The organism is Winogradskyella ouciana, from assembly GCF_009709615.1.
Classification (GTDB): domain Bacteria; phylum Bacteroidota; class Bacteroidia; order Flavobacteriales; family Flavobacteriaceae; genus Winogradskyella; species Winogradskyella ouciana.
Genome location: NZ_WJYA01000004.1, coordinates 377,943 through 400,926, shown reverse-complemented (window position 1 = coordinate 400,926; position 22,984 = coordinate 377,943). Strand labels below are relative to the sequence as shown.

At 34.7% G+C, this 22,984-nt stretch carries 21 protein-coding genes; 8 read left to right on the top strand and 13 right to left on the bottom strand.

What is annotated here, in order from left to right; translation table 11 throughout:
• The 3 genes from F1003_RS05700 to F1003_RS05690 form a co-directional block, all read right to left on the bottom strand.
• The gene (locus tag F1003_RS05700; protein ID WP_155088248.1) at nucleotides 1-975 is read right to left on the bottom strand and encodes a deoxyhypusine synthase family protein; all 975 of its coding nucleotides are present in this window, start codon (nucleotides 973-975) and stop codon (nucleotides 1-3) included.
• Nucleotides 965-1,915: an agmatinase gene (gene speB, locus F1003_RS05695; RefSeq protein WP_155088247.1), complete on the bottom strand. Its 951-nt coding sequence runs from the start codon at nucleotides 1,913-1,915 to the stop codon at nucleotides 965-967. Before speB ends, F1003_RS05700 begins: the two co-directional genes overlap by 11 nt.
• Nucleotides 1,916-2,023: 108 nt before the next feature.
• Nucleotides 2,024-3,469, bottom strand: a complete 1,446-nt coding sequence (locus F1003_RS05690; RefSeq protein ID WP_155088246.1) for an arginine decarboxylase — start codon at nucleotides 3,467-3,469, stop codon at nucleotides 2,024-2,026.
• Between the two features lie 439 nt (nucleotides 3,470-3,908).
• On the opposite strand from F1003_RS05690, the gene xerA reads away from it, so the two are divergent.
• The 7 genes from xerA to F1003_RS05655 all read left to right on the top strand — a co-directional run bounded on the left by xerA (nucleotide 3,909) and on the right by F1003_RS05655 (nucleotide 9,937).
• The gene (xerA, locus tag F1003_RS05685; RefSeq protein WP_368732354.1) at nucleotides 3,909-5,069 is read left to right on the top strand and encodes a site-specific tyrosine recombinase/integron integrase; all 1,161 of its coding nucleotides are present in this window, start codon (nucleotides 3,909-3,911) and stop codon (nucleotides 5,067-5,069) included.
• Nucleotides 5,070-5,682: 613 nt separating this feature from the next.
• Complete coding sequence (locus F1003_RS05680) at nucleotides 5,683-6,171, top strand: hypothetical protein (RefSeq protein ID WP_155088244.1); 489 nt, start codon at nucleotides 5,683-5,685, stop codon at nucleotides 6,169-6,171.
• Between the two features lie 142 nt (nucleotides 6,172-6,313).
• Nucleotides 6,314-6,961: a class I SAM-dependent DNA methyltransferase gene (locus F1003_RS05675; RefSeq protein ID WP_155088243.1), complete on the top strand. Its 648-nt coding sequence runs from the start codon at nucleotides 6,314-6,316 to the stop codon at nucleotides 6,959-6,961.
• A 138-nt stretch (nucleotides 6,962-7,099) separates the two neighbouring features.
• Entirely contained in the window at nucleotides 7,100-7,459 is a 360-nt protein-coding gene (locus F1003_RS16805; RefSeq protein WP_202913879.1) for a hypothetical protein, read from the top strand.
• 129 nt (nucleotides 7,460-7,588) lie between these two features.
• The gene (locus F1003_RS05665) at nucleotides 7,589-8,188 is read left to right on the top strand and encodes a WG repeat-containing protein (RefSeq protein ID WP_155088242.1); all 600 of its coding nucleotides are present in this window, start codon (nucleotides 7,589-7,591) and stop codon (nucleotides 8,186-8,188) included.
• A gap of 298 nt (nucleotides 8,189-8,486) precedes the next feature.
• Entirely contained in the window at nucleotides 8,487-8,909 is a 423-nt protein-coding gene (locus F1003_RS05660; RefSeq protein ID WP_155088241.1) for a carboxypeptidase-like regulatory domain-containing protein, read from the top strand.
• 14 nt (nucleotides 8,910-8,923) lie between these two features.
• On the top strand, nucleotides 8,924-9,937 hold the full coding sequence (locus tag F1003_RS05655) for a transglutaminase domain-containing protein (protein WP_155088240.1): 1,014 nt from the start codon (nucleotides 8,924-8,926) through the stop codon (nucleotides 9,935-9,937).
• Nucleotides 9,938-9,959: 22 nt separating this feature from the next.
• On the opposite strand, the gene F1003_RS05650 is transcribed toward F1003_RS05655, so the two are convergent.
• The 8 genes from F1003_RS05650 to F1003_RS05615 all read right to left on the bottom strand — a co-directional run bounded on the left by F1003_RS05650 (nucleotide 9,960) and on the right by F1003_RS05615 (nucleotide 17,116).
• Nucleotides 9,960-10,346 carry a hypothetical protein gene (locus F1003_RS05650; RefSeq protein WP_155088239.1) on the bottom strand — a complete coding sequence of 129 codons (387 nt, stop codon included), beginning with the start codon at nucleotides 10,344-10,346 and terminating at the stop codon, nucleotides 9,960-9,962.
• Between the two features lie 121 nt (nucleotides 10,347-10,467).
• A complete protein-coding gene (locus tag F1003_RS05645; protein ID WP_155088238.1) occupies nucleotides 10,468-11,313 on the bottom strand; it encodes a pseudouridine synthase in 846 nt (281 codons plus the stop codon).
• Nucleotides 11,314-11,354: 41 nt separating this feature from the next.
• Nucleotides 11,355-12,302, bottom strand: a complete 948-nt coding sequence (locus F1003_RS05640) for a carbon-nitrogen hydrolase family protein (protein ID WP_155088237.1) — start codon at nucleotides 12,300-12,302, stop codon at nucleotides 11,355-11,357.
• Complete coding sequence (locus F1003_RS05635; RefSeq protein WP_155088236.1) at nucleotides 12,303-13,205, bottom strand: geranylgeranylglycerol-phosphate geranylgeranyltransferase; 903 nt, start codon at nucleotides 13,203-13,205, stop codon at nucleotides 12,303-12,305.
• Between the two features lie 67 nt (nucleotides 13,206-13,272).
• Nucleotides 13,273-14,202, bottom strand: coding sequence for a mevalonate kinase family protein (locus F1003_RS05630; protein ID WP_155088235.1), 930 nt, complete (start codon nucleotides 14,200-14,202; stop codon nucleotides 13,273-13,275).
• A 36-nt stretch (nucleotides 14,203-14,238) separates the two neighbouring features.
• Nucleotides 14,239-15,363, bottom strand: coding sequence for a diphosphomevalonate decarboxylase (locus F1003_RS05625; protein ID WP_155088234.1), 1,125 nt, complete (start codon nucleotides 15,361-15,363; stop codon nucleotides 14,239-14,241).
• 5 nt (nucleotides 15,364-15,368) lie between these two features.
• Complete coding sequence (locus tag F1003_RS05620; RefSeq protein WP_155088233.1) at nucleotides 15,369-15,902, bottom strand: DUF1697 domain-containing protein; 534 nt, start codon at nucleotides 15,900-15,902, stop codon at nucleotides 15,369-15,371.
• Nucleotides 15,899-17,116, bottom strand: a complete 1,218-nt coding sequence (locus tag F1003_RS05615; RefSeq protein ID WP_155088232.1) for a BaiN/RdsA family NAD(P)/FAD-dependent oxidoreductase — start codon at nucleotides 17,114-17,116, stop codon at nucleotides 15,899-15,901. The genes F1003_RS05620 and F1003_RS05615 overlap by 4 nt, the downstream gene beginning before the upstream one ends.
• 34 nt (nucleotides 17,117-17,150) lie before the next feature.
• On the opposite strand from F1003_RS05615, the gene F1003_RS05610 reads away from it, so the two are divergent.
• Nucleotides 17,151-17,954, top strand: coding sequence for a hypothetical protein (locus tag F1003_RS05610; protein WP_235898277.1), 804 nt, complete (start codon nucleotides 17,151-17,153; stop codon nucleotides 17,952-17,954).
• On the opposite strand, the gene F1003_RS05605 is transcribed toward F1003_RS05610, so the two are convergent.
• Nucleotides 17,955-19,244 carry a DUF2254 domain-containing protein gene (locus F1003_RS05605; protein WP_155088230.1) on the bottom strand — a complete coding sequence of 430 codons (1,290 nt, stop codon included), beginning with the start codon at nucleotides 19,242-19,244 and terminating at the stop codon, nucleotides 17,955-17,957.
• Nucleotides 19,245-19,250: 6 nt separating this feature from the next.
• On the bottom strand, nucleotides 19,251-22,958 hold the full coding sequence (locus tag F1003_RS05600) for a metallophosphoesterase (RefSeq protein ID WP_155088229.1): 3,708 nt from the start codon (nucleotides 22,956-22,958) through the stop codon (nucleotides 19,251-19,253).
• Nucleotides 22,959-22,984 lie beyond the last annotated feature (26 nt).

Below are 22,984 nucleotides of genomic sequence, written 5' to 3'. Positions count from 1 at the left end.
TTACATACCCAAAAGATACGCAAAAATTAATGGCGCAACAATAGTTGCATCACTTTCTATAATAAATTTTGGTGTATCAATATCTAACTTTCCCCAAGTAATCTTTTCGTTTGGTACTGCGCCAGAGTACGATCCGTAACTCGTTGTGCTATCACTGATTTGGCAAAAATAGCTCCAAAATGGCGTATCTGTACGTTCCATATCTTGATACAACATAGGCACTACACAGATAGGAAAATCACCTGCAATACCACCTCCTATTTGAAAGAAACCAATGCCTTCATTGGAATTATCAGTATACCAATCGGCTAAAAAGGTCATATACTCAATACCAGATTTCATGGTACTTGCTTTCAATTCGCCTTTAAGCACATAGCTAGCAAAAATGTTACCCATGGTGCTGTCTTCCCAACCTGGGCAAACTATCGGTAAATTTTTCTCGGCAGCAGCATACATCCATGAATCTTTTAAATCTATTTCGTAGTGCTCTTCTAAAACTCCAGACAACAATAATTTGTACATATATTCATGTGGGAGATAACGCTCACCTTTGGCTTCGGCGTCTTTCCAGATTTTTACAATATGCTCTTGTATGCGTCTAAACGCTTCTTCTTCAGGAATGCAAGTATCCGTTACTCGGTTAAGACCTTTCTCCAATAAATCCCTTTCATCTTGCGGAGTTAAATCGCGATAATTAGGTACACGTTTATAATGAGAGTGCGCCACTAAATTCATGATATCTTCTTCTAAATTGGCTCCTGTACAAGAGATAATATGCACTTTATCCTGACGAATCATTTCTGCAAATATCTTTCCCAATTCCGCAGTACTCATCGCACCTGCCAAAGACACTAACATTTTTGCACCATTGTTCAATTGGTCTTCGTAGCCTTTTGCGGCATCGACCAAAGCTGCTGCGTTAAAATGCAGATAGTACTTTTCTATAAACTGTGATATCTGTCCTTTAGTAGTCATCTTCAACATTGTATTTAGAATTTTTATTTACTCCTGTTACTCCTTCGTTGAAATTACTTTCAAAATCTTCATCAATATCTTGATCTTGAAACTTATAACTTAACATTTTGTAATAAAGCTTCGCTGCCAAGAAATCTGAAGACTTATCATTTTCATTAGGACAAAGTTCAACAATATCAAAGCCAACAACGTTCTTTTCTTCAAACACTTGCTTTAAGAAGTCCAAAGTCTCATACCACAACAAACCACCAGGTTCTGGTGTACCAGTACTTGGCATAATGGATGGGTCTAAAGCATCCAAATCGAAGGTGATGAATACGTTGTCCGTCATTTGGTCAATGGCGGAATCTACCCAATTGTCATCTTCTGCCATTTCGTGGGCAAAATAGGTTTGTTCTTCATTCATTACGGTTTTTTCAATAACGTCCATTGACCGAATTCCAACCTGAATAAGGTTAGTGGTCTGGCTCGCTTCATAAACCGCACAAGCGTGGTTGCACTTAGAACCTTCATAGCTTTCACGTAAATCGGCATGCGCATCGATATGAAGTACAGTTAAATCTTCAAACATTTCGTTAAAGGCTCTGATGGTACCAATGGAAATGGAATGTTCACCACCAAAAATCGTCACAAATTTGTTCTTTTTAATATATTTTTTTGTGGTTTGGTGTACCGCTTCTACCATAGCCTCTGGTGAAGTATTTTCTGTAACCGCTTCAGCTAAAAAGACACCTTGTTGATACACTTCAGAATCGGTTTCGATATCGTAAAGCTCCATGTTTTCTGATGCTGCTAAAAACGCATCTGGTCCTTTGTCGGCACCTTTTTGCCAAGTACTTGTACCATCGTATGGTACTGGAATTAACACAATCTTCGATTGGTCTAATTTTCCATATTCTGCTGATATACCAGCGTAAGTTTTTGTTTTTATGTGTGTCATTTTTATTTTTTGTTAAGGTCACATAGAACATCTTCGTGGTAATTCTTCGCATTTGAAAATCACTTTGAGATGTTTCATATTTCTCTTCCTGTGGAAGCAGGAATCTTATTAATTGTAATTAATCTTTTCAAATTTTGTTTGTGCTTCTACTTTCTCCGTAGAACCGTATCCTAAAATATTCAGTAAATCTTCGCTTTTTTGTTGTTCTGCAAAAATTTCCGTTGTTAAATCTCCGTTACCATTGCGTTGAATTAAAATATGCTTTGGTGAAGGAATTAAACAGTGTTGCAAGCCACCAAAACCACCAATGGTTTCTTGGTACGCTCCTGTATTAAAGAATCCTATATATAATGGTTTATCCTTACTATATTTAGGTAGATAAATGGCGTTAACATGCTGCTCGCTGTTGTAGTAATCGTCACTATCGCAAGTTAATCCGCCAAGCAAAACACGTTCATAGCTGTCATTCCAACGGTTTATTGGTAACATAATAAAACGTTTATTGATGGCCCACGTGTCTGGCAAAGTGGTGATAAACGAAGAGTTAATCATATTCCACTTCTCTCTGTCATTCTGTTGTTTTTGATACAATACTTCATAGATGGCACCACCACTTTCACCAACGGTAAAACTGCCGAATTCCGTAAAAATGTTTGGTGTATCCACTCCCTCTTCATCACATACCGTTTTTATCTGATTGACAATTTCATCCACCATATAGGCATAGTCAAAATCAAAAGCCAATGAGTTTTTAATTGGGAAGCCTCCACCAATATTAAGACTATCTAAAGTTGGGCAGATTTTCTTTAATGAGGTGTATACCTTTAAACACTTGGCCAATTCGTTCCAATAGTAGGCATTATCTCTAATACCTGTATTGATAAAAAAGTGAAGCATTTTAAGCTCAACCTGCTTATTATCCTGAATCTGGTTCTTATAAAACGGTACAATGTTCTTATAACCGATTCCAAGTCGAGATGTATAAAACTCAAACTTTGGTTCTTCCTCTGAAGCAATTCTGATACCTACATTAAACTTTTTGTTTATTTCTTGCGACAATAAATCGAGCTCTTCGTAATTATCTATAATCGGAATACAATTTTTATGTCCGCTATTGATCAGTTCGGCAACGTTAAGGATGTATTGCTCACGTTTAAAGCCATTACTTAACACGTAAGTATCATTGGTGATTTTACCCGCTTTTTTTAGGCTTTTTACAATATCAAGATCAAAAGCTGACGAGGTTTCTATATGAATGTCGTTACGCAATGCCTCTTCCAACACATGCTTAAAATGTGAGCTTTTGGTGCAGTAGCAATAGTTATACTTGCCTTTATAGTCGTGTTTTTTAAAAGCATCGCTAAACCAGGTCTTGGCACGCTGAATGTTGTTTGATATTTGTGGCAAATAGGTAAACTTTAAAGGTGCACCATATTGCTCAACCAATTCCATAAGGTCTATACCGTGAAATTGCAATGTTTTGTCCTGCAGCTCAAATTCAGGCTGAGGAAAATCGAAAGATTGATCAATAAGATCAATGTATTTTGTATTCATTCTGTGGTTTAAAAATTCAAGTGAAATAATAATGTGATAAGCGTAATCAATATGAGTTTAGCTTATATCAAACTTGAATTTGACTTTGTGTAGTTGGCACAAAACCATAGACATGCTGGCTTGCAGCGATGGTAGTAGCGGAAGTTAGCTCTAAAATTCGGTTACTTATCCTATAAGCAGCTTTTGAAAATGACTTCCTAAGGTCCAAAAGCCCGAACATAAAAACAGTTTTCAATGTGTTCAGCTAAAAACCGGTTTCTGTGTTATGTATTGAAACCGATTTTCGCGGCAAATGTAGTTTATTTTTTAATATGCAAAACTTTTTTGTGATTTATTTGAGAAAATGTTTTTAATTCATAAAATTCAGTGTAGATGGTTGATATACACTGAATTTTATTAATTTAACAACATGAAGCACACCTCACCTAAAATTCAGCTAGTGAACCTAGTTCACAAAGGTCAGAGTCATATTGGTCTTAGATTTAGATATAATGAAGATTTATTGAACATTATAAGGGATATACCTTTGGCGCGCTGGAGTAAAACCCATAGAATTTGGTATTTACCGTATTCTGATAAAAACATTGAACTTATACATAATTGTTTTAAAAAAGACGCAATTATAGATAGTAAAGGACTAAGTAAACAAGCTGTGGTACTCGACAAAAAGAAACAAAAACGACAACGCCAATTATCAGAAGAACAAAAGCTACTACTTAATAATTTTTACAAATATTTAAGAGGGAAACGTTACAGTAAAAGCACCATAGATACCTATACGTTTTTTGTAGCAGATTTTATTGAATTTCATAACAATAAAGCTGTTGACCAATTAACCAATAGAGATGTTGAATTATTTATAGAGACCGTGTTTATACAGCGGAATTACAGTATTAGTACTCAGCGACAGTTTATTAGTGCTCTGAAATTGTTTATAGTTTTTGAGCCCGCTACACACATTAATAGTTTAGAGTTGTTGAGACCTAATAAGGACAAAAAATTGCCTAATGTATTATCGCAAGAGGAAGTGTTAGATTTAATAAGGCATACTAAAAACTTAAAACACAAAACCATAACTACACTCTTATATTCTTGTGGCTTAAGAATCAGTGAATTACTAAACTTAAAATTATCTGATATTGATACAGACAGAAAACAATTATATGTTAAGAACAGTAAAGGTCGTAAAGACAGAGTTGTAAGTTTGGCCAATACTATTTTGCCTGTATTAAAGACCTATTATATGAATTACAAGCCTAAGCAATATCTCTTTGAGGGATCGAATGGGAAAAAATATAGTCATGAAAGTGTTAGACAATTTATTAGAAGAAATTCAAAAAAAGCGCAAATAAAAAAAGTTGTTACTCCACATACGTTAAGACATAGTTATGCTACGCATTTATTAGAGAATGGTGTAGATATCAGATATATTCAATCTCTTTTGGGACATAGTAAACCAGAAACGACAATGATTTACACTCATGTAAGACGAAAAGACCTCATGGATATTATGAACCCTTTAGATGTAGCTTTAGAAAAACTAAATCATCGGGATAAAACAAACCCAAATGTTCTCATATCCCGACAAATAACCCGATAAATCCATATATTTGTTTGGATATAACCAGTTAACTAAAATAGCTCGACAGAAAAATTGCAAATCCAATGACAGAAATATTTAAAACAGATAAATTGTATTTTAAAGTAACATTTCAGATTGAAAATTGAATCGCACAGATTTGATTATTGAAACGGATTGGTTTTGGGAAAAATTTAAAATTTGTAACTCGTCAGACAAATTTCAGACTGACTTCTACTCTATCGGATTTAGAATTGAATCGAACAGATTTTTAGCAACATTTCGGATTTGAGTAATGAATTGAAAAATCGGCAGTAAGAAAATATTTTAAAAAGAAAAATTGAAATTACATCGAGAAATTTTTTGATTTTATTTTGTGAAACGTAAAAATCAAAACAGAAAAAAGTTGAAAGAAAAATGGTAAACTACGGCAGACAAATCTCTGATTATACAAAAATCCATTGCTTGGCAGAATGTGTCGCTAAATTAGTTAACAATGTATATAATTCATTGCGGCTAATGAACATTTTTGACAAAAAAATACTAAATTTAAAATCTGATTTCTTCTACGAAAAATCTAACCGATTTTCCGCAACGAAATCATAATACTAAACCGTTGTGTACAATGCCGAAAATGATAAAGAAATTTAACCTAAAGCTGATTTTATTAGAGTGTTTTGCTTTGATTTTTATCATTAGCGGATTGAAACGCTTATATGTCGCATATAATGGAAAACTTTTCGACGCTTTAATGAATGACGATTGGGAAAAATTTAAAAGTCTGACTGACGTGCGAATTGGACAATTTTTCGCTGACCAAGCTTATTGGACTTTAGCTAGTTTAATAATCGGAATTTTAGCAGTTGGACTGGTAAATTGGAAATATAAATTCGGAATCATAAACTCAATAGTAGTTCTAATTCTGACATTCGGAATTTCTGCAACTGGAATTTACTCATCTGGAATTATAAACAGATACTTGAATTACTTTTGCGGATTTTTCGCTAAAGGATATGGAATGGCTTTTCTAATTGGTGGTTTGATAATATTATTAACTGGAATCACTATGATGTGGAAAACCATAACAATGAATAAAAAGCACAGTACACAACAACGGCTATAATCCATTGCGGCTGAAATTCCTATCGGAATTTCATTGCAATTTACTATCTTTCGGCTACGGCGGAAAGAATCCTGCGGATTTTTCCGCAACGTATCATAGCCAAACACGTTGCCCACAATACGAAAAAAAAATCGTGAAATAAATGAACATAGATAAAGCATATAATATTTGGGCTGACCAATATGATACGAATTCAAATAAAACGAGAGATTTAGATACAAAATCTACAATCGAAACTTTAAATAAATTTGAATTTTCATCAGTTATCGAATTAGGTTGCGGAACTGGAAAAAACACAATCTTTTTACTAAAGAAAGCGGATGAAATTATAGGATTGGACTTTGCCCAAGAAATGTTGAATAAAGCAAAAAACAAAATCAAAGATGAGCGAGTTGAATTTCGAAAAGCGGACTTAACTGCTGAATGGAATATTGAAAATAATTATGCGGATTTAATTACTTGTAGTTTAGTACTTGAACATATTGAAAATCTGAACTTTGTATTCAACCAAGCGAATAAAAAATTAAAAAATGGAGGACTTTTTTTCATTAGCGAGCTTCATCCATTTAAACAATATTCAGGAAGTAAAGCCAAATTTGAGACGGAAAACGGAACACAGGAATTAGAAACTTATGTTCATCACATATCTGAATATTTAGAAGTTGCAAATGAAAACGGATTTGAACTGCTGGAACTGAAAGAATGGTTTGATGAAGAAAATAAAAGTGGAATACCAAGATTGATTGGAATAACATTACTTAAAAAGTACTGTGGGCAACACCGTATATAATTTATTGCTAGTTCTAGCCTACTTACGAAAATCCTCGCGGATTTTCTATTCGATTTTTATTTGCTAAATTAGGTGCTTAAACCACGCAACAAACCATATACAAACACGTTGTGTGTAAGTTAAAAATCAGAACGCTGAATGAAAGAAACAGTTGAATTGAGAAACAAACCGGAATTGAAATTTATTCTGAATACGGACGAGTTTGATATCGTCGACAATGCGGAACCGAAAAATAACGGAACTTACTCATACGCTGAAATAAAAAGTGCGGAACTGAATGCGGAACGAACAAATTGGCTGATTTCAACTTTAAGCATAATCGTGGACTTTTTAACTGGAAGCGGAAATGGTGGGAAATTCAAAACCAAAGCAAACTTAATTCTGAAAACTGAAAATCGGAATTTCAAAATATGGCTGAACGATGCAGATTATGGAAAAGCGGAAAAAATAACTGAATTATTAAATGATAAAAAAACCTACACACAACAACGGCTATAGTTCATTGCGGCGGAATTTCCTCTCGGAAATTCCTGCGTATTTGCTAACTTTGGTTTACGGCGGAATAGTTCTGCCGAACCATTCCGCAACGAAACCATAGCCAAGGCCGTTGTGGTGCATTTGAGAAAAATGAAAATAAGACAAATAACAATATTAATTTTTACCCTTTCAATAGCCTTTTCGTGTAAAAAATACATTGAAAAAGAAACTACTGACTACAAATATTTTGACCAAGCAATACCTGACACAGTTTCGACTGATAAACTGGAAGCAGTAACAGACGAAGAATATTTAGAATATGGAGTAAGAGTTGCATATGTAAATGAAAATAACGATACAATAATTCCATTTGGGAAATACGCATTTTACGGAACTGACACATTGGAATTTTATGCGAACGTTATTGAACATCCGAATGACAGTACTTATGGACGACAGATTGCTATCGACAGGAATCAAAATATTTTGTTTGACATTGTAATGTTTGACAATGGGCCAGAACCTTTCAATGATGGACTGACTAGAGTTCTTCGAAATGGTAAAATGGGATACGCCAACAAATTTGGACAAATAGTTATTCCTTGTAAATATGATTACGCAAAATGGTTTGAAAACGGAAAAGCCGAAGTGACTTTTAATGCAAAAGAATTTTTAGATTTAGACGAACATAGAAGAGTTGAAAGTGATGAATGGTTCGAAATTGACAAAAAAGGAAAGAAATTAAAATAAAAACGACACCACAACAATGGCTATAAGTAATTGCTTGTTCTCGCCTACTTCTGAAAATCCTCGCGGATTTTCAGTTTGGTGTGTACTTGCAAAGTTAAGTGCTAACCCACGCAACTACTCATAGCCGAGACCGTTACCTGCCATTTTTTTAGAACATTAAGCCCTTTTTGCTGTTTAAGCAAAAAAACTTCCCTAAACAAAACCACCTCTTTACTCACCCAAGCCAATAGATAACTCAAGTCTATTTTATATCTTTAACCAAAGCTTATAGTTTAGATGTAAACAAAACACATACATTATGAGAACACAAGTATTTACTCAAAAACAAACACTTAAAACCTTTGGTTTTTTAGTGACAATGTTAGCCCTGTTTGCATTTAACCCTTCTTATGGACAAACTAGAGCTAATACAGAAACTACTTCAACCGAACGCACTGTAAAGGGTGTAATCAGTAACGAAAAAGGACCACTAAAAGATGTTAATGTTACACAACAAGGCACAAGACATGGTACTACGACCAACGAAAATGGTGAATTTACTTTTCCTGTAAAGCTTAAAACAGGAGATGTTTTGCTTATAAGCTATTTGGGTTACGAAACTCAAAAATTTGAAATTAAGGAGGACACCACTTTTATTAAACTGGTCCTAACCGAAGATATGATAGAAATGATTGGTGCTTTAGATTCCAACAAACCATACAAGTCTAAACGCAAAAACTAATTGTTCTGTTTCTATTGAAAACATTTCCCTATATATTTTTCTTATTTGTAGTAGGTCAATCCTATTCGCAAATCTCAGATTTTGAGCATATAGATTTTAAAACAGCGGATAGTATTGCCTTATCGTATAACAAAGAAGAATTAACAAATCTACCTGAACTTTCTTATAAGCTTACAGCCCACCTCAATACTGATGTAGAACGGCTTAGAGCCATTTATCGCTGGGTTTGTGCCAATATTGCCAATGACTATAGTCTATACCTTAAAAATAAGCGCAAGCGCCAACGGTTTAAGGACGATAGCTTAAAGTTTGTGGCTTGGAACAACGACTTTAGAAAAACCATATTTAAAAAGCTTCTAAAAAACCAACGTACCATTTGTACTGGTTATGCCTATTTGGTAAAGGAATTAGCTGAGTTGGCCAACATAGAATGTGAAATTGTACAAGGCTATGGACGCGTCAGTACAACGGATATTGAAAATTTAAATCTTCCCAATCATTCTTGGAATGCCGTAAAACTAGATGGTAAGTGGTATCTCTGTGATCCTACTTGGGCGAGTGGTATTCCAGATAAGGCAACCAACCGTTTTACCTTTCAATATAATGATGGATTCTTTTTAACAGAACCTGAGTTATTTGCTGTGAACCATTTTCCTGTGGATGAAAGGTGGTGGCTTTTAGAGGATAATATTCCTACATTCGATACCTTTTTGAGCGCACCTGTTATCTACGGACAAGCCTATGAGAATCTTGCCCTACACAATGCACCAATGCAAATGCATCACGATATTAAAAAGCATGGTAAAGTAGCTTTTCAGTACGAGTTGAAAGGTTCAGCAAAAACAGAACATATACAACTCGTACTGGATAATGGATTTGACACTTGGAAAATCGACCCTACATCAATTTCAATTAATGATACATCATTATCATTTGAACACCAATTTAATAACATTGGGTTCTATGATGTCCATTTTTATCTAGAAGATGATTTAATAGCCACCTATACCGTTAAGGTAAGCAACTGATATTCCTAAAAGTTAAATGTATTTATTCTCCAGAGATCATCAATGTATTGTTAATATCGATTTCCAGTTCTAAGTTATCGCACAACTGAAGGTTTAAAGGGATTTTCTGCCCATAAACAATGTCATTGGTAGCTACAGCTAAAACATCATTCTGAGATAATTCTACCCAACCACTATTAGCAGTCGCAGATACATTGCCAGAATGCAATAAGCTATAATCTTCAGCATAAACTATGAACTCAAAACTATGCGTACCGTTGTTGGTGAGTCTAACTTTAGGAGCATCATTTACACAGTTTTGCACAACTTGATTTGTGGCAGAAACCTCTAATACTTCTTCAGCGTTAGGTGAGTCTGTTGTACAGTTTACAAATAGTAAAAGCACAAGTAAGCGTCTTACATGTTTCATAAGCAGGTTATTTAATTTGGGAGGACTAACATAGAAAATTTAAAGATACACTCGACAAATAGTATGGTTTATTCGACGAAATGCATAGTTTTAATTAAAATTAGTGCTACTTATGACGGATTTATAGCATTTTTAGAGTGCTAATCTCCTGTTCTGTAAGATGTTTCCAGTGGCCTCTTGGAATATCTTTCTTGGTTAAGTGACCTATGGCAACACAATCTATCTTTACAATATCGTAGTTAAGTGTATCAAAAATGGTGCGCAGTATGGTGTTTCCGGTATTTTTAATTTTTATGCCGATCTTATTTTTAGACTCACCTTCAATATAACTTACCTCTTCTACAGTGATTAATTTGCCATCTACCTTAAAGCCTTCCTGTATCTTTTTAAGATCTTCAAACTTTAGGTTTTTATTTAATTCAACTTGAAATAATCGTGCTACACCATGCTTTGAGTTCGTGAACTTTTGCACCACTTTATCATCGTTGGTAAATAACAATAAGCCTAAAGAGTTTCTTCCTAGTCGTCCTATCGGTTTTATGTTTGCGTTGGTAGCATTGGCTACCAAATCCATAACCGTTCTACCTTTGCTTTCTGCCGTTGTAGTAGCAAAGCCTTTAGGTTTGTTCAATAACAAATAGACTTTAGGCTCTGGGTTGATACGCTGACCGTCAAATCTTACATCATCTTCGAGTTTTACTTTGTAACCCATTTCGGTCACCACTTTTCCGTTGACGGTTACCAAGCCAATGGCGATATTCTCATCAGCCTCGCGACGCGAACATATACCCGAATTTGAAATGTATTTGTTTAACCTTATTTCATCAGGATTAGATGAAGATTTCTTTTTTGGTTGGGACTTCTTTTTAAAAGGAGCATTTCCTTTGGTAAAACCTTTGGATTTACCTTTAGCATTTCCCTTTCCTGAAGCTTGTCCTTTTCCTCTGCTATTTTGATTTTTGCTCATGGTTTAATTTTTTGCAAAGGTATAACAATAGTTCTCATTAACTACTTAATTTCCACAGTAGTTTGTCGCTCTCTATTGACGATGAGTTTTGTGACGTCTGGTCTTGAATAATGCCCTACTGGATCGAAGTTTTGACGTTCTTCTAACACACGATTAAAATCTATGGTTTGAATAATTAAGCCTTCTTTATTCAAGACTGGTTCAACAATCCACTCTCCATCAGGTCCAGCGATACAGCTGCCACCATTGGCTAAAGTATCAGGTGCGTTTTTGAGAATGGCATCAAGGTGCGGAGTTTCATCAGGAAAATCTGATTTAGACATTAAACTCGAAACCGAAACCACATAAGAGCGCGACTCCCTTGCTATAAAACGCGTAATATCTTTAGTGTTATGATCACTGCCAGGCCAAACTGCAATATGTAAATTTTCGCCTTGACCGTATAAAGCCGTTCTTGGTAATGGCATCCAGTTTTCCCAGCAATTGAGTCCACCAACCGTAAATGCCTTGAGCGGATGAACTTGCAAACCATTGCCATCACCTGGAGACCAGGTTAAGCGTTCATCGTATGTAGGCTGTAGTTTTCTATGTACCGATTTTATGTCTCCTTTTGCGTTGATATAAACCAAAGATGCATAGATACTATGACCACCTCTATCTGTTGGTCGCTCCATAATGCCTAGATAAATAGCCATTTTGTGTTTTTTTGCCAATTGACATACCGAATCAAGTTCGCCTTTCTCTATGCAAATGGAATTATTTACATAATGCGCGTGTAGTTCTTTATTCACTTTTGTGTTCCATTCTGCTCCACCTGTTAACGCCAACCAAAACGGATAGCCTGGCAACAAGGCTTCTCCAAAGACAATGAGCTCGCATTGTTCTTCTGCTGCATCTTTTATAGCATCTTCAATTTTTTGCAAAGTCGCACTTTTGTCTAACCATACTGGTGCGATTTGTGCCATCGCGATTTTTAAAGTCGTATTCATTTATATTCGGTTTAAAACAACAGATACATCGATTAATAAAATGGAAAACACACCCAGAACTATTATAAACTTAAGTATGTTATGCAGTATAAGATAATGCGTTTTTTTGTTTGATTTCCAGAGTACAAACAAGAATAGTATTAGCAACCCAATACTGAGATAGAAAAAGTAGTACATATGCCCAACTTTAAAGAACATAATTAAGATAACAGCAGAAACTATAGTTAATACAGACATTATGGTTAGCATGAATTTAGACACTTTTTCTCCATGCACCACAGGCACGGTTTTATAATCTAAAGCTAAATCCCCTTTTATGTTCTCAAGATCTTTGGTGAGTTCGCGCATGGAAACCAAAAGAAAAAGAAAAATGGCATGGGCAAAGATGACCAATTCAAAATTTTGGTAGTAAATAAAAATCGCAAAGAACGGTGTTACCGTTAGTATAGCCGAAACGAGATTACCAACAATAGGCTGTTTCTTTAATCTATGGGAATACAACCAAATCGCAAAAATGTAAATAGAAAAAAAGATGACTGCCCTAAACGATACATAGCTTGCAAAAACAATCGCAAGAAAATTCAATACAAAATAGAATGACAGTTTTGTGTTTTGGCTTACCAGACGATCTAACATCGTTTTTGTTGGCTTGTTAATCAGGTCTTTTTCTGAATCGTAGAAACTATTGATAATATAACCGGCAGCAATTGTTGCTGAAGATGCCAACACCAACATTAATAAGTTAACATCAAAAAGTACCGATTTAATGGTTTTATCTGGTGCAAAAATATAAATGGACGCTAAATATTGGGCAATAACTACCACTAGGATGTTATACCCTCTAACTACAGAAAACAGGCTGAAAAATTTAAGTAGAATGTGTTTCTGCCGTCTTGATAGCATAGGTCTAAATTAAAAAAACCTCATAAGTTTCAAGAACCTATGAGGTTTAAATGTAATATTTTTTGAATTAAAAGTTGTAAACCACCTCTAATTTCTGTCCTTTTAAAGCTTCTCTTGCCCTATCGATATTCTCTGTAAAGCCTAAGATGTAGCCTCCACCACCAGAACCGCAAAGTTTAAGGTAGTAATCATTAGTTTCAATACCTTTTTTCCAAAGCTCATGAAATTGTTTTGGTATCATTGGCTTGAAGTTGTTCAATACTACTTTAGACAGTTGCTTTGTGTTTTTAAAAAGTGATTTTATATCACCTTTGAGAAAATCATCCACACAAGCATCCGTATGTTTTATAAATTGATCCTTAAGCATACTTCTAAAGCCTTCATTCTTCATGTTTTCCATAAAAATGCTGACCATAGGTGCTGTTTCACCAACAGAGCCACTATCTAATAAAAATACGGCTCCTTTGCCTTCTGCTTTTTGAGACGGAATACCAGTTGCTTCAATATTGTCTTTTGAATTTATTAAAATAGGAAGGCTTAAATAGCTATTCAATGGGTCTAAACCAGATGATTTACCATGAAAGAACGATTCCATATCAGCAAATATAGCTTTCAACTTTAAAAGCTTTTCACGCGTAAGATTCTCTAAAACCGTAATCTTATCCGAAGCATATTTGTCGTAAATCGCAGCCACTAAAGCACCACTACTCCCTACTCCATAACCTTGTGGAATAGAAGAATCGAAGTACATGCCAGCGTTGACATCTTCTTGTAATGTTTCAAAATCAAAGTCAACCAAGTCTTTGTCCAATCCCTTTAAATATTCAACGAATCGTTTTAAGCTTTCATTAGATTTAATCGCCTCTTCAGAGGGATTCTCATCGACTTTTAATGCTCCGTTATAAAAATTGTAAGGAATAGACAGACCTTTAGAGTCTTTAATGATACCATACTCTCCAAAGAGTAAGATTTTTGAATAAAAAAGTGGTCCTTTCATATTGGTATTAGCAATTTCCTTTAACAAATATACGTATTAATCTTCTATTTGGTTTGCTCCCAAGCCAGTATGGTCGCAAATATAATGTTCATTTTGACAATATGCAGCCAATTCTTTCTTTATAAAATCGAGTACGGTTTCCTTTTCTTCTGAAGGATAAAGCACATGAACATTAGCTCCTGCATCTAAAGTAAAGCAAATATTAGAATTAGTTTCTTCTCTGAATTTCCAGATTTTATTGATGATTTCGAGCGTATTTGGCTTCATTAATATAAAATACGGTATGCTTGTCATCATCATCGCATGAAGCGTTAAGGCCTCACTTTCAACAATTTTTACAAAAGCCTTTAAATCACCTGAAGCAAAAACTTCTTTTAAGTTAGCAAGATTTTTATGAGCTTGGGCAAAACGTTCCTTTGCAAAGGGATGACCAAACATTAATTTGTGTCCAACGGTACTACTCACCTGTTTTTCACCTTTATCTACTAAAAGAATTGTATCCTGATAGTTTTTAAAGTTCGAATGGACTTCGCCATTAAACTTAATTCCGAATAAGTCTGAACTTTCGGTACTTTCATTTTCTCCCCAAACTACGAGTTCACCTTCAATACTTCGGCATGCGCTACCAGAACCTAGTCTTGCTAAAAAGGATGCTTTTTTGTTGAAGTAATTTTGAGATTCTTCGCTATCTCCTTCGACAGGCTCAGGATGACAGCTCTGAATGACATCGTTCTTTAATTTTTCTTCAATACTCATTAAGCATAAGGCCAAAGCGCTCATACCTGAAGCTGAAGACGCAATACCAGAACTGTGTGGAAATGTATTAGAGGTTTCAATTTTAAAATGATAATCTCTTAAAAAAGGTATATAGGATTCAATACGCTCAAAAAATGTTTGAATCTTTGGTTTGAAGGCTTCGTTTTTTTCACCTTCAAAATAGACATCAAAACTAAAATCATCACCTTCCTTTTTAGTATAAGTGACTTCTGTGATGGTTTTACAATTTGAAAGTGTAAAGCTTATAGAAGGGTTTTCTGGAATCTGATTGTCCTTTTTTCCCCAATATTTTACCAAGGCAATATTGCTTGGTGAAGACCATTTTACAGTGCCACTTTTGATATGGCTATTATATGATTTGAGGATAAAATCTTGTTCTGTCATTTCGGTTAATTCTGTGACAAAGATAAGAGTTTTACCATCGTTTTATAATTTCTAGCAGTAGCACTCACCATTAATTTACGTTCAAAAAAATTAAGATTGAATTTTGCATTGCCATAACCATTGGCACAGTAGAAATACAGGGCATCGTTAAGAATTTCGTACTCTTCATTTTCATAGGTTTTCTTGTATGCCTCTTTGACCAAGTCTTCCTTTGGAACATTAGATAGTATTGCAAAATAGCTGTTTTCTTTTTTCTCTTCTGGAAAAGGACAATCATTAAAAATTTTGCTTAACTGTGCTCTGGTTCTCACCAACACGGAAACATCAAAACCAAAATGCTCTAAAATTGATTGCTTTATTTTTTCTTCTAACGTTTTAGTGCTCTTACTTGAAGATTGAAAAATAATATTCCCTGTTTGGATATAAGTTTTTACATTTTCCAGACCAGATTCGGCCAATACCGCTCTCAGTTCAGCCATTGGTACTTTTTTATGACCACCAACATTAATACCTCTTAAGAGTGCAATGTATGTTTTCATGATTTAGCGATGGATTGTGACACAATATAAGCTCCTGTCCAAGCATTCTGAAAGTTGAAACCACCTGTAACGGCATCTACATTAATCACTTCACCAGCTAAATAGAGATTTGGAACTCGTTTGCTTTCAAAGGTTTTAAAGTTGATTTCTTTAAGATCTACACCACCAGCCGTGACGAATTCTTCTTTAAAGGTGCTTTTGCCAGTAACATGAAATTGAGCTGCTGTTAATTGCAACGTCAAGGCCTCTAATTGTGATTTATTAATATCCGCCCAGCGTTCGGTTTCATTTATGTTTGAAGCTAAAACCAATTGTTTCCAAAGACGTTTTGGTAATTCAAAATGTGTGGTATTGACTACTAATTTTTTTGCATATTCTTGTTTTGAATCTTTAAGTACACTCAAACACCATTCATAATCTTGTCTAATAAAGTTGACTTCAATTTTAAAATCATAATTGAGTTTTGCCAGTTCAATAGCACCAAATGCTGATAGTTTTAAAATGGCTGGCGCACTCATACCAACATGTGTGATCAACAATGGTCCTTCTGAAATCAAATCTGTTTCCAGAACCTTTACCTCAACATCTTTTGCAACAACGCCTGGAATATCCATTATACGTTCATCCTTTATATCAAAAGTGAACAGCGATGGTACAGGCTGTACTATGGTATGACCTAAATCTTCCAGTAACTTCCATATTTTAGGATTGCTTCCTGTGGCAATGATAAGTTTATCACACTCAAAGACACCTTGGGAAGTATCTAGTAAAAAATCATTTTCTCTTGCATAAATAGATTTTACAGAATGATTATACAACACTTCAACATTATGTTTTTTGGCTTGGTGTAAAAAGCAATCGATAATGGTTTGTGACGAATTAGAAACAGGGAACATCCTACCATCATCTTCAATCTTCAGTTCTACGCCACGCTCTTCAAACCAGGCTATAGTATCTCCAGTCATAAAGGTGTGAAATGGCCCTAGCAGTTCTTTTTCACCTCTAGGATAATTGCTAACCAAATCCGAAGGGATAAATTCAGCATGTGTCACATTACAACGTCCACCACCTGAAATTTTTACTTTTTGAAGACCTTCTTTACCACGTTCTAAAATAGCAACTGATTTCTCTGGATGTTGCTCTGCAATGTTGATTGCCGCAAAGAATCCTGCTGCTCCTCCACCAATAATTATAATATCTTTGTATGTATTCAATGCTATATATTGAAGTCATAAAATTACAATGATAATGGTCAAAAGACTAATATTTCTATTACTTATTGTTAGCTCTTGTCAGCACTCTGACTTGTTAACTATTGAAGGCTCCATCAATAATAGTTTAGATGAAGTTTCGGCAGCAGAATCTCTTATAAATTCTGACCTTATTTGGGTTATAGAAGATGCAGGTAACGATAACCATTTGTATGGCTTAAGCAGAAAAGGTAAAATCATTATGGATATTACGATTCTAAATGCTGAAAATACGGATTGGGAAGATTTAACCTCTGATAGTGCAGGGAATATTTACATAGGTGATTTTGGAAACAACAATAAAAAGCGAAAATTATTTAGAATTCTAAAAGTTAAAAAAGAGGATTTAAATGCATCTAGAGCACATGCAGAAATTATTGAATTCATATTACCTAAAGATGTAAAATCAAAAGATTTTGAAGCCTTTTTTCTATTCAATAATTATTTCTACATATTCAGTAAAGAGACTAAAAAATTTATTGTTTTAAAAGTTCCAAATAAAACAGGAAGACATGAAGCTATTGTAATATCTGATTATAATTTAAAAGGAAAACATAATAAAATAACTTCAGCAGATATAAGTTTTAATGATGAAAAAGTTCTACTATTAAATCATGACAAACTATGGGCATTATCTGGCTTTGAAGGTGATGATTTCTTTTCTGGAGCTATTAATAAACTTCCATTTCAACATAACACACAAAAAGAAGGGGTTTGTTTTGTCAATGATACTATTGTCATTTTAACCGACGAACGCAACGACTATGAAGGTGGAAACATTTACAGTTTTAACTTAAAATAGTTATCCTAATATCGTATTATAGGTCGTTTTTAGAAGTTTTAAATCCGCTGTATTCTGAATACTGTTTTTAGCATCTTCATATAGATTTTCTATTTCCTGACGTATGGTTTTTACGTAATCCTCACTGGCTTTTTCATTATTATCTAACATCGAAGCCAACATTTGCATGAGCTTTTGCACAATAATTATATCATGCTTACAATACGTTCTTAATGCTGTCATTACATTAAAAAGCAATTGCTTAAAACTAACAGTATTTATTAAAATTACAGGATTGTTTTTTTTATCCCTATATATACTCTGATCTTGTTTTTGCAACCGTAACAAAAACAGTTCCGTTAAATAATCAATAGCATTTATGGCAGTACCAGGATCGTTAATACCAGGAGACATGGCTTTTACAGCAATTTCAGTCAGCTGCTTAAAAGCCAACAGGTAATTATCTTCTATACGTTCACTTTTAGAATAATGAAAAGAAGAAAATACTTTTTCTATAGTATCTTCATCAACCTCTTTGCTCATTTTTAGCACAGGAGTGTTCTTAAAAACATAAGTGCCTTTTACTGGCACCACCTCTAATTGCATTTCTACTTCATCTGCAAGATTAGCCATAGCCGAAAGTGAAATATCTTGAAAGTAACCCGATTTTTTTGAATTCAATGTTGTCCAATTGTCCGTAGACGGAAACTTGTTTTTTTCATCCGTTTGGTTATTAACCAGCTCTTTGAGTCGTTTTTTTGCTACAGAAAAAATTCTGCTCATAATATTGTTTATCTGTATTTCTTGTGAAATAGAATGAATAAAATAGATAAACGCACCTAAACAAAAGGTCATAAAAAAAATGGCAAGCAGAACACTAAAGCCTGGCAGTTGGTATTTATCGCCATCTGGCTCAATACTTACTAAAGTAAAAATACAATAGAGTAAAGAGGAATTGTAAATCCCAAGTATTACTTGATGTCTTCTGTTAGAAATTAAGCCTGGCAACACACGTGGCGAAAAATTACTTGATGCCTGACTCAATAAGATCATAACCATAGAAAAACTGAAGACCATGATTGAAATTAAACCAGCTACAAAAGTTGTAAGAAGATTTCTGGCAGTTTCAGTGTCATTTACAACCAATAAGGGAGCTTCTTCTATTAAGTAATCTGAAACACCTAAGCTTTCTGCATATATCATTACAAAAGCAAAAATGGTACCTATGAGACTTAAAACTGTCGGATAAAAGGCAATTTTACTTTCTAATTTGTAAAAATATTTAATGGTATAGTTTAAAAAGTTTTTCATTTACTATTAGAAATTAAGGCCAAAACCAAATGAAAAGCGGAACCCTTCGGTACTATTAAAAAAATTAAATGTACCTGAAAGTGACTCGGCTGCAGTCACCCAAAAGCCACCACCATAGTCGCTATGCCACTTATCAGAAAAGTCATTTCGTAGCCACACTCTTCCCACATCAAAACCCGTAAAAATCCCTATCTGCAATGGTAAAATATTGGTTTTGAATGAATTGAAACTATACCTTAAATCACCACTGGTCACCAAAGAGCGCGATCCTGTAAAACGCTCGGTCCTGTAGCCTCTTAATCCATTGCTTCCTCCAATATTTGCGGCTTGGTAAAACTGATAATCCTTACCAATTCTAAATTGGCTTCTTAAATTTGTCTTTAAAACCAATTTTCTGTTTCGGGATAAAGCATTGTAAAATCCAATATCTGCATTGATATAGCCAAAAATGTTCTTTGCTTGCTTAAGCTCTGTTTTAGCACCGCCCTGAAGCATAAATGTCATTCCCCTAGTTGGGTTTATCTGATTGTCGTAACTCGCATAGTTATACTGCGCTTCAACAGCACCAAAATAACGTCGTTCATAAAATTCTTCGTTAGATGATGGCGCAAAATCCGTTATGAACCTATCTGCAGTATCGTCTAGTTCTATACCTTCAAATATAACCCTAAACCCGTAATCACTACCAAAATTACCTTTTCTTATAATACCTGCCTTTGCCATATAAATACTAGTCCTAACTCGATTATAATCCAAATCTAGCTCATCATCATTATTTACGGTTTCATTACCATAACCAAAGAAGTTATTGGTGAAATTATCTGAAGTAAACTGACCTCCAATATGAAGATTCCAGTCATTCATAATATTTGCAAATTCACCATCATACTTTAAAGAAAATCCGCTTGTTGCGAAAAAGTAACCTCCCTTAAATCTGTGCTGTCTTGAAAATGGATTTCTCTGAAATCCATTAAGCGTAGATGCATAGGATACTCCTACAGAAATACCATCATCTGGATTATATCCAACAGCTGGAGTTATCACACTGTTTTTTACAATACTTTTTTGATAATCAAAGAGATTGAGATTGTAAACATCTGTCAACCTTATTGAGCTCTTTCTACTCTCTTTAATGGTATTGGGCTTACTTTCGTGGTCATAGACTTTTATACGTCTACCGGATTTAATGATATAAGTATCATTTTCCAATCCACCAATCAATCGAACAAAAATGGGATTATTCCCTCTACCTGTAACTTCAAATACATCTTTATCGTCCAATCCATACACCCAAATTTCCTTAGTTATATCTCTGTTGAACACCCTATCTACAATAGAATCTGACTTCTTCCCATCTTTTATTCTAGAGATTATAACCCTTGTTTTTTTATTACCCTCTCTAATGACTTCAATATAATCATCCTTGTCGGTTCCTGTTAAGATTACAAGTTCATTTAAATAGTTGTAATAGCGCGTTGCAATATCCTGAAGATTAGCTCTTCGTCCTTTTAAATGCTGCTTTATCTCTTCTAAGGTTTCGTCCTGAACCTCTTCGGGTACATTTGCGAATGCTTTTTCTATAACCTCATCCGTAACATTATCTTGTAAGAACTTCGCCTGCTTTAACCATAATTTCTTTTCGGCATTTTGAATCAGCGTGCGATCTAATTTAATACCTGCATTATTCATCCACTTAATGTCTTCTAACTTATCGTCATATACCTGTAGCTGTTTGGTAGAACCCGAAATTATTCGCATAATTCCCAATAATGCTCCATCAAAATTTGAAAACACTTGATCCCTATCTCTTGGAATTGGTCTATAGTACTTATCGCCATTTTCCATATCAAATTGTGCCCAGCGCCATTGATCTTGGTGTCGATCCCAATCGCCAATAAGCATATCGAACAAACGTGCCCTAACAAAGGCATTTTCATCTATTTTATGCTCTTCATCTTCTCTAATCTTCTCAATTATGTCGTGAGTGCTTTCAATGTCATCTGCGTATCCAAAATTGCGCTCATCGGTGTAATTTTCTTCTGGACGCTCTTCAATCATGTAAAGCTCACCTCCATACTCTTCGTTATAATCTCCCAGATGTTTGTGTTTTGGTATATAGTATAGTTTTGGATTGGTATGATATACTTCTGCAGCGTCAGACAACTCTGGAACAACGGTAAAAGCATATGGATGAGCTGCTGTATAGAAATCTAAAATCAGCCCTTCAATTGCAGTTCTTTCAAATTCATCTTGAATATAAGTATCCTTAAACAATACGGTTTGCAGATATTGTGTAGCGCTCTTACGTAACGCTCTCATATTCAATTCTTTGCCGTCTTTGGTTTTTAATCGTAAAGATCTTGTCTGATGACCTCCTCCTTTTCTAACCACTTCCAAGCCTCCATATAATGTATCTAAAGTGGCGACTTCAGCTTTTATTTTTGTACTGTAAACATCTCGGTAGTGATCGCCCCAAACCGATTCAAAAAAACCTGTTTTATCTGTTTCTTCTTGGGTATATATTGAAACTTCCTTTTCGTTCGGAAAACTTTCCGGTAAATGAGAGACATCATAATATTTTCTGGGAGCGAACACTTCCTTTTCAAAAAGTACTTTAGGTTCACCATTTTCCGCACTATATATTTTCACCCAAGAACTCCCATCTTTATATATTATAAGTTCTGCAAATCCTTGACCTCCATAGCTAAATACCCCATTTTTTCCTAGAGCAGCACCAGAGTTTTTCGCACCAGAGCCAGAAACGATTTGCCGTATGCTATCCTTTTCTATATATTGTAGTGTATGCTCGTGCCCTGAAACGAATACAACGTTATCTGCATCGTAAGTCATAGTCTCAAGACGTTTCATTAAATCATTATACCTTTCATTATATCTATCTTGAATAGAGACACCACCTTGTGTTCTAACCTGCGTTAAAAACGAAGCCAATATTGGCATTGGTATTTTGTTTTGGGTAGGGTATAAATGTTTTTTTGCAGCATAATAACCACCGTGCACACCGTTGGTAAACATGGGGTGATGCATAGCAAACACCGTTGTTTTATTTTGTGCTTTTTTTAGCTCACCTTCTATTTCCAAGAAAAACCGCTCACGTGTTTTAATTTCACATTCGTCGTTTATGGTTGGGTTCTTGTTCCAATTTTCTAAGTACCATTGAGAATCAATGATTATTAACTGAACCGTTTCACTGATATCTATGCTTTCTAGTGGGCAGCCATTTTCAGGCAAAAACGTGTTCTTTCCTAGAGCATCTTCAATATATTTTTCTTGCCTTTTGAGGCCGTTTAGGCCATCTGAATACCAATCGTGATTTCCTGGAAGAAATATAACATTACCATTAAAATTTTCTAGTGACATTAATTGACCCTCGAGCGCATTTATAGCATTCTCATAACCTTTTTGGCCTTCTTTTGGCAAACCTGATGGATAAATATTATCTCCAAGAAACAGTACATGATCCTGAGTTGTATTTTTCCCTTTTATATGTTTGTCGAAAGCTGCCAACGCATCGGACATACCATTCATGGGCGACTTACCCGCGTCGCCTATTAAGTAAAACCGTTTTTCAATTTCTTTTTCTGGAGATTTGTTTTGTTTGAGTGCCTCGTCTCTATATTTTGCTTCATAAGTTGCACAGGCATTACATAAGAAAGATAAAGCTATTAAGGTAATTATTTTTTTAATGTTCTTCATGAGTAAATTTAAACCGTAAAAATAAT

Bases quoted from the DNA above. Each gene is read 5' to 3' on its own strand.
- F1003_RS05700 (WP_155088248.1), bottom strand. From the start codon at position 975: ATGACTACTAAAGGACAGATATCACAGTTTATAGAAAAGTACTATCTG.
- speB (WP_155088247.1), bottom strand. From the start codon at position 1,915: ATGACACACATAAAAACAAAAACTTACGCTGGTATATCAGCAGAATAT.
- F1003_RS05690 (WP_155088246.1), bottom strand. From the start codon at position 3,469: ATGAATACAAAATACATTGATCTTATTGATCAATCTTTCGATTTTCCT.
- F1003_RS05680 (WP_155088244.1), top strand. From the start codon at position 5,683: ATGATAAAGAAATTTAACCTAAAGCTGATTTTATTAGAGTGTTTTGCT.
- F1003_RS05675 (WP_155088243.1), top strand. From the start codon at position 6,314: ATGAACATAGATAAAGCATATAATATTTGGGCTGACCAATATGATACG.
- F1003_RS16805 (WP_202913879.1), top strand. From the start codon at position 7,100: ATGAAAGAAACAGTTGAATTGAGAAACAAACCGGAATTGAAATTTATT.
- F1003_RS05665 (WP_155088242.1), top strand. From the start codon at position 7,589: ATGAAAATAAGACAAATAACAATATTAATTTTTACCCTTTCAATAGCC.
- F1003_RS05660 (WP_155088241.1), top strand. From the start codon at position 8,487: ATGAGAACACAAGTATTTACTCAAAAACAAACACTTAAAACCTTTGGT.
- F1003_RS05650 (WP_155088239.1), bottom strand. From the start codon at position 10,346: ATGAAACATGTAAGACGCTTACTTGTGCTTTTACTATTTGTAAACTGT.
- F1003_RS05645 (WP_155088238.1), bottom strand. From the start codon at position 11,313: ATGAGCAAAAATCAAAATAGCAGAGGAAAAGGACAAGCTTCAGGAAAG.
- F1003_RS05640 (WP_155088237.1), bottom strand. From the start codon at position 12,302: ATGAATACGACTTTAAAAATCGCGATGGCACAAATCGCACCAGTATGG.
- F1003_RS05635 (WP_155088236.1), bottom strand. From the start codon at position 13,205: ATGCTATCAAGACGGCAGAAACACATTCTACTTAAATTTTTCAGCCTG.
- F1003_RS05630 (WP_155088235.1), bottom strand. From the start codon at position 14,202: ATGAAAGGACCACTTTTTTATTCAAAAATCTTACTCTTTGGAGAGTAT.
- F1003_RS05625 (WP_155088234.1), bottom strand. From the start codon at position 15,363: ATGACAGAACAAGATTTTATCCTCAAATCATATAATAGCCATATCAAA.
- F1003_RS05620 (WP_155088233.1), bottom strand. From the start codon at position 15,902: ATGAAAACATACATTGCACTCTTAAGAGGTATTAATGTTGGTGGTCAT.
- F1003_RS05610 (WP_235898277.1), top strand. From the start codon at position 17,151: ATGGTCAAAAGACTAATATTTCTATTACTTATTGTTAGCTCTTGTCAG.
- F1003_RS05605 (WP_155088230.1), bottom strand. From the start codon at position 19,244: ATGAAAAACTTTTTAAACTATACCATTAAATATTTTTACAAATTAGAA.
- F1003_RS05600 (WP_155088229.1), bottom strand. From the start codon at position 22,958: ATGAAGAACATTAAAAAAATAATTACCTTAATAGCTTTATCTTTCTTA.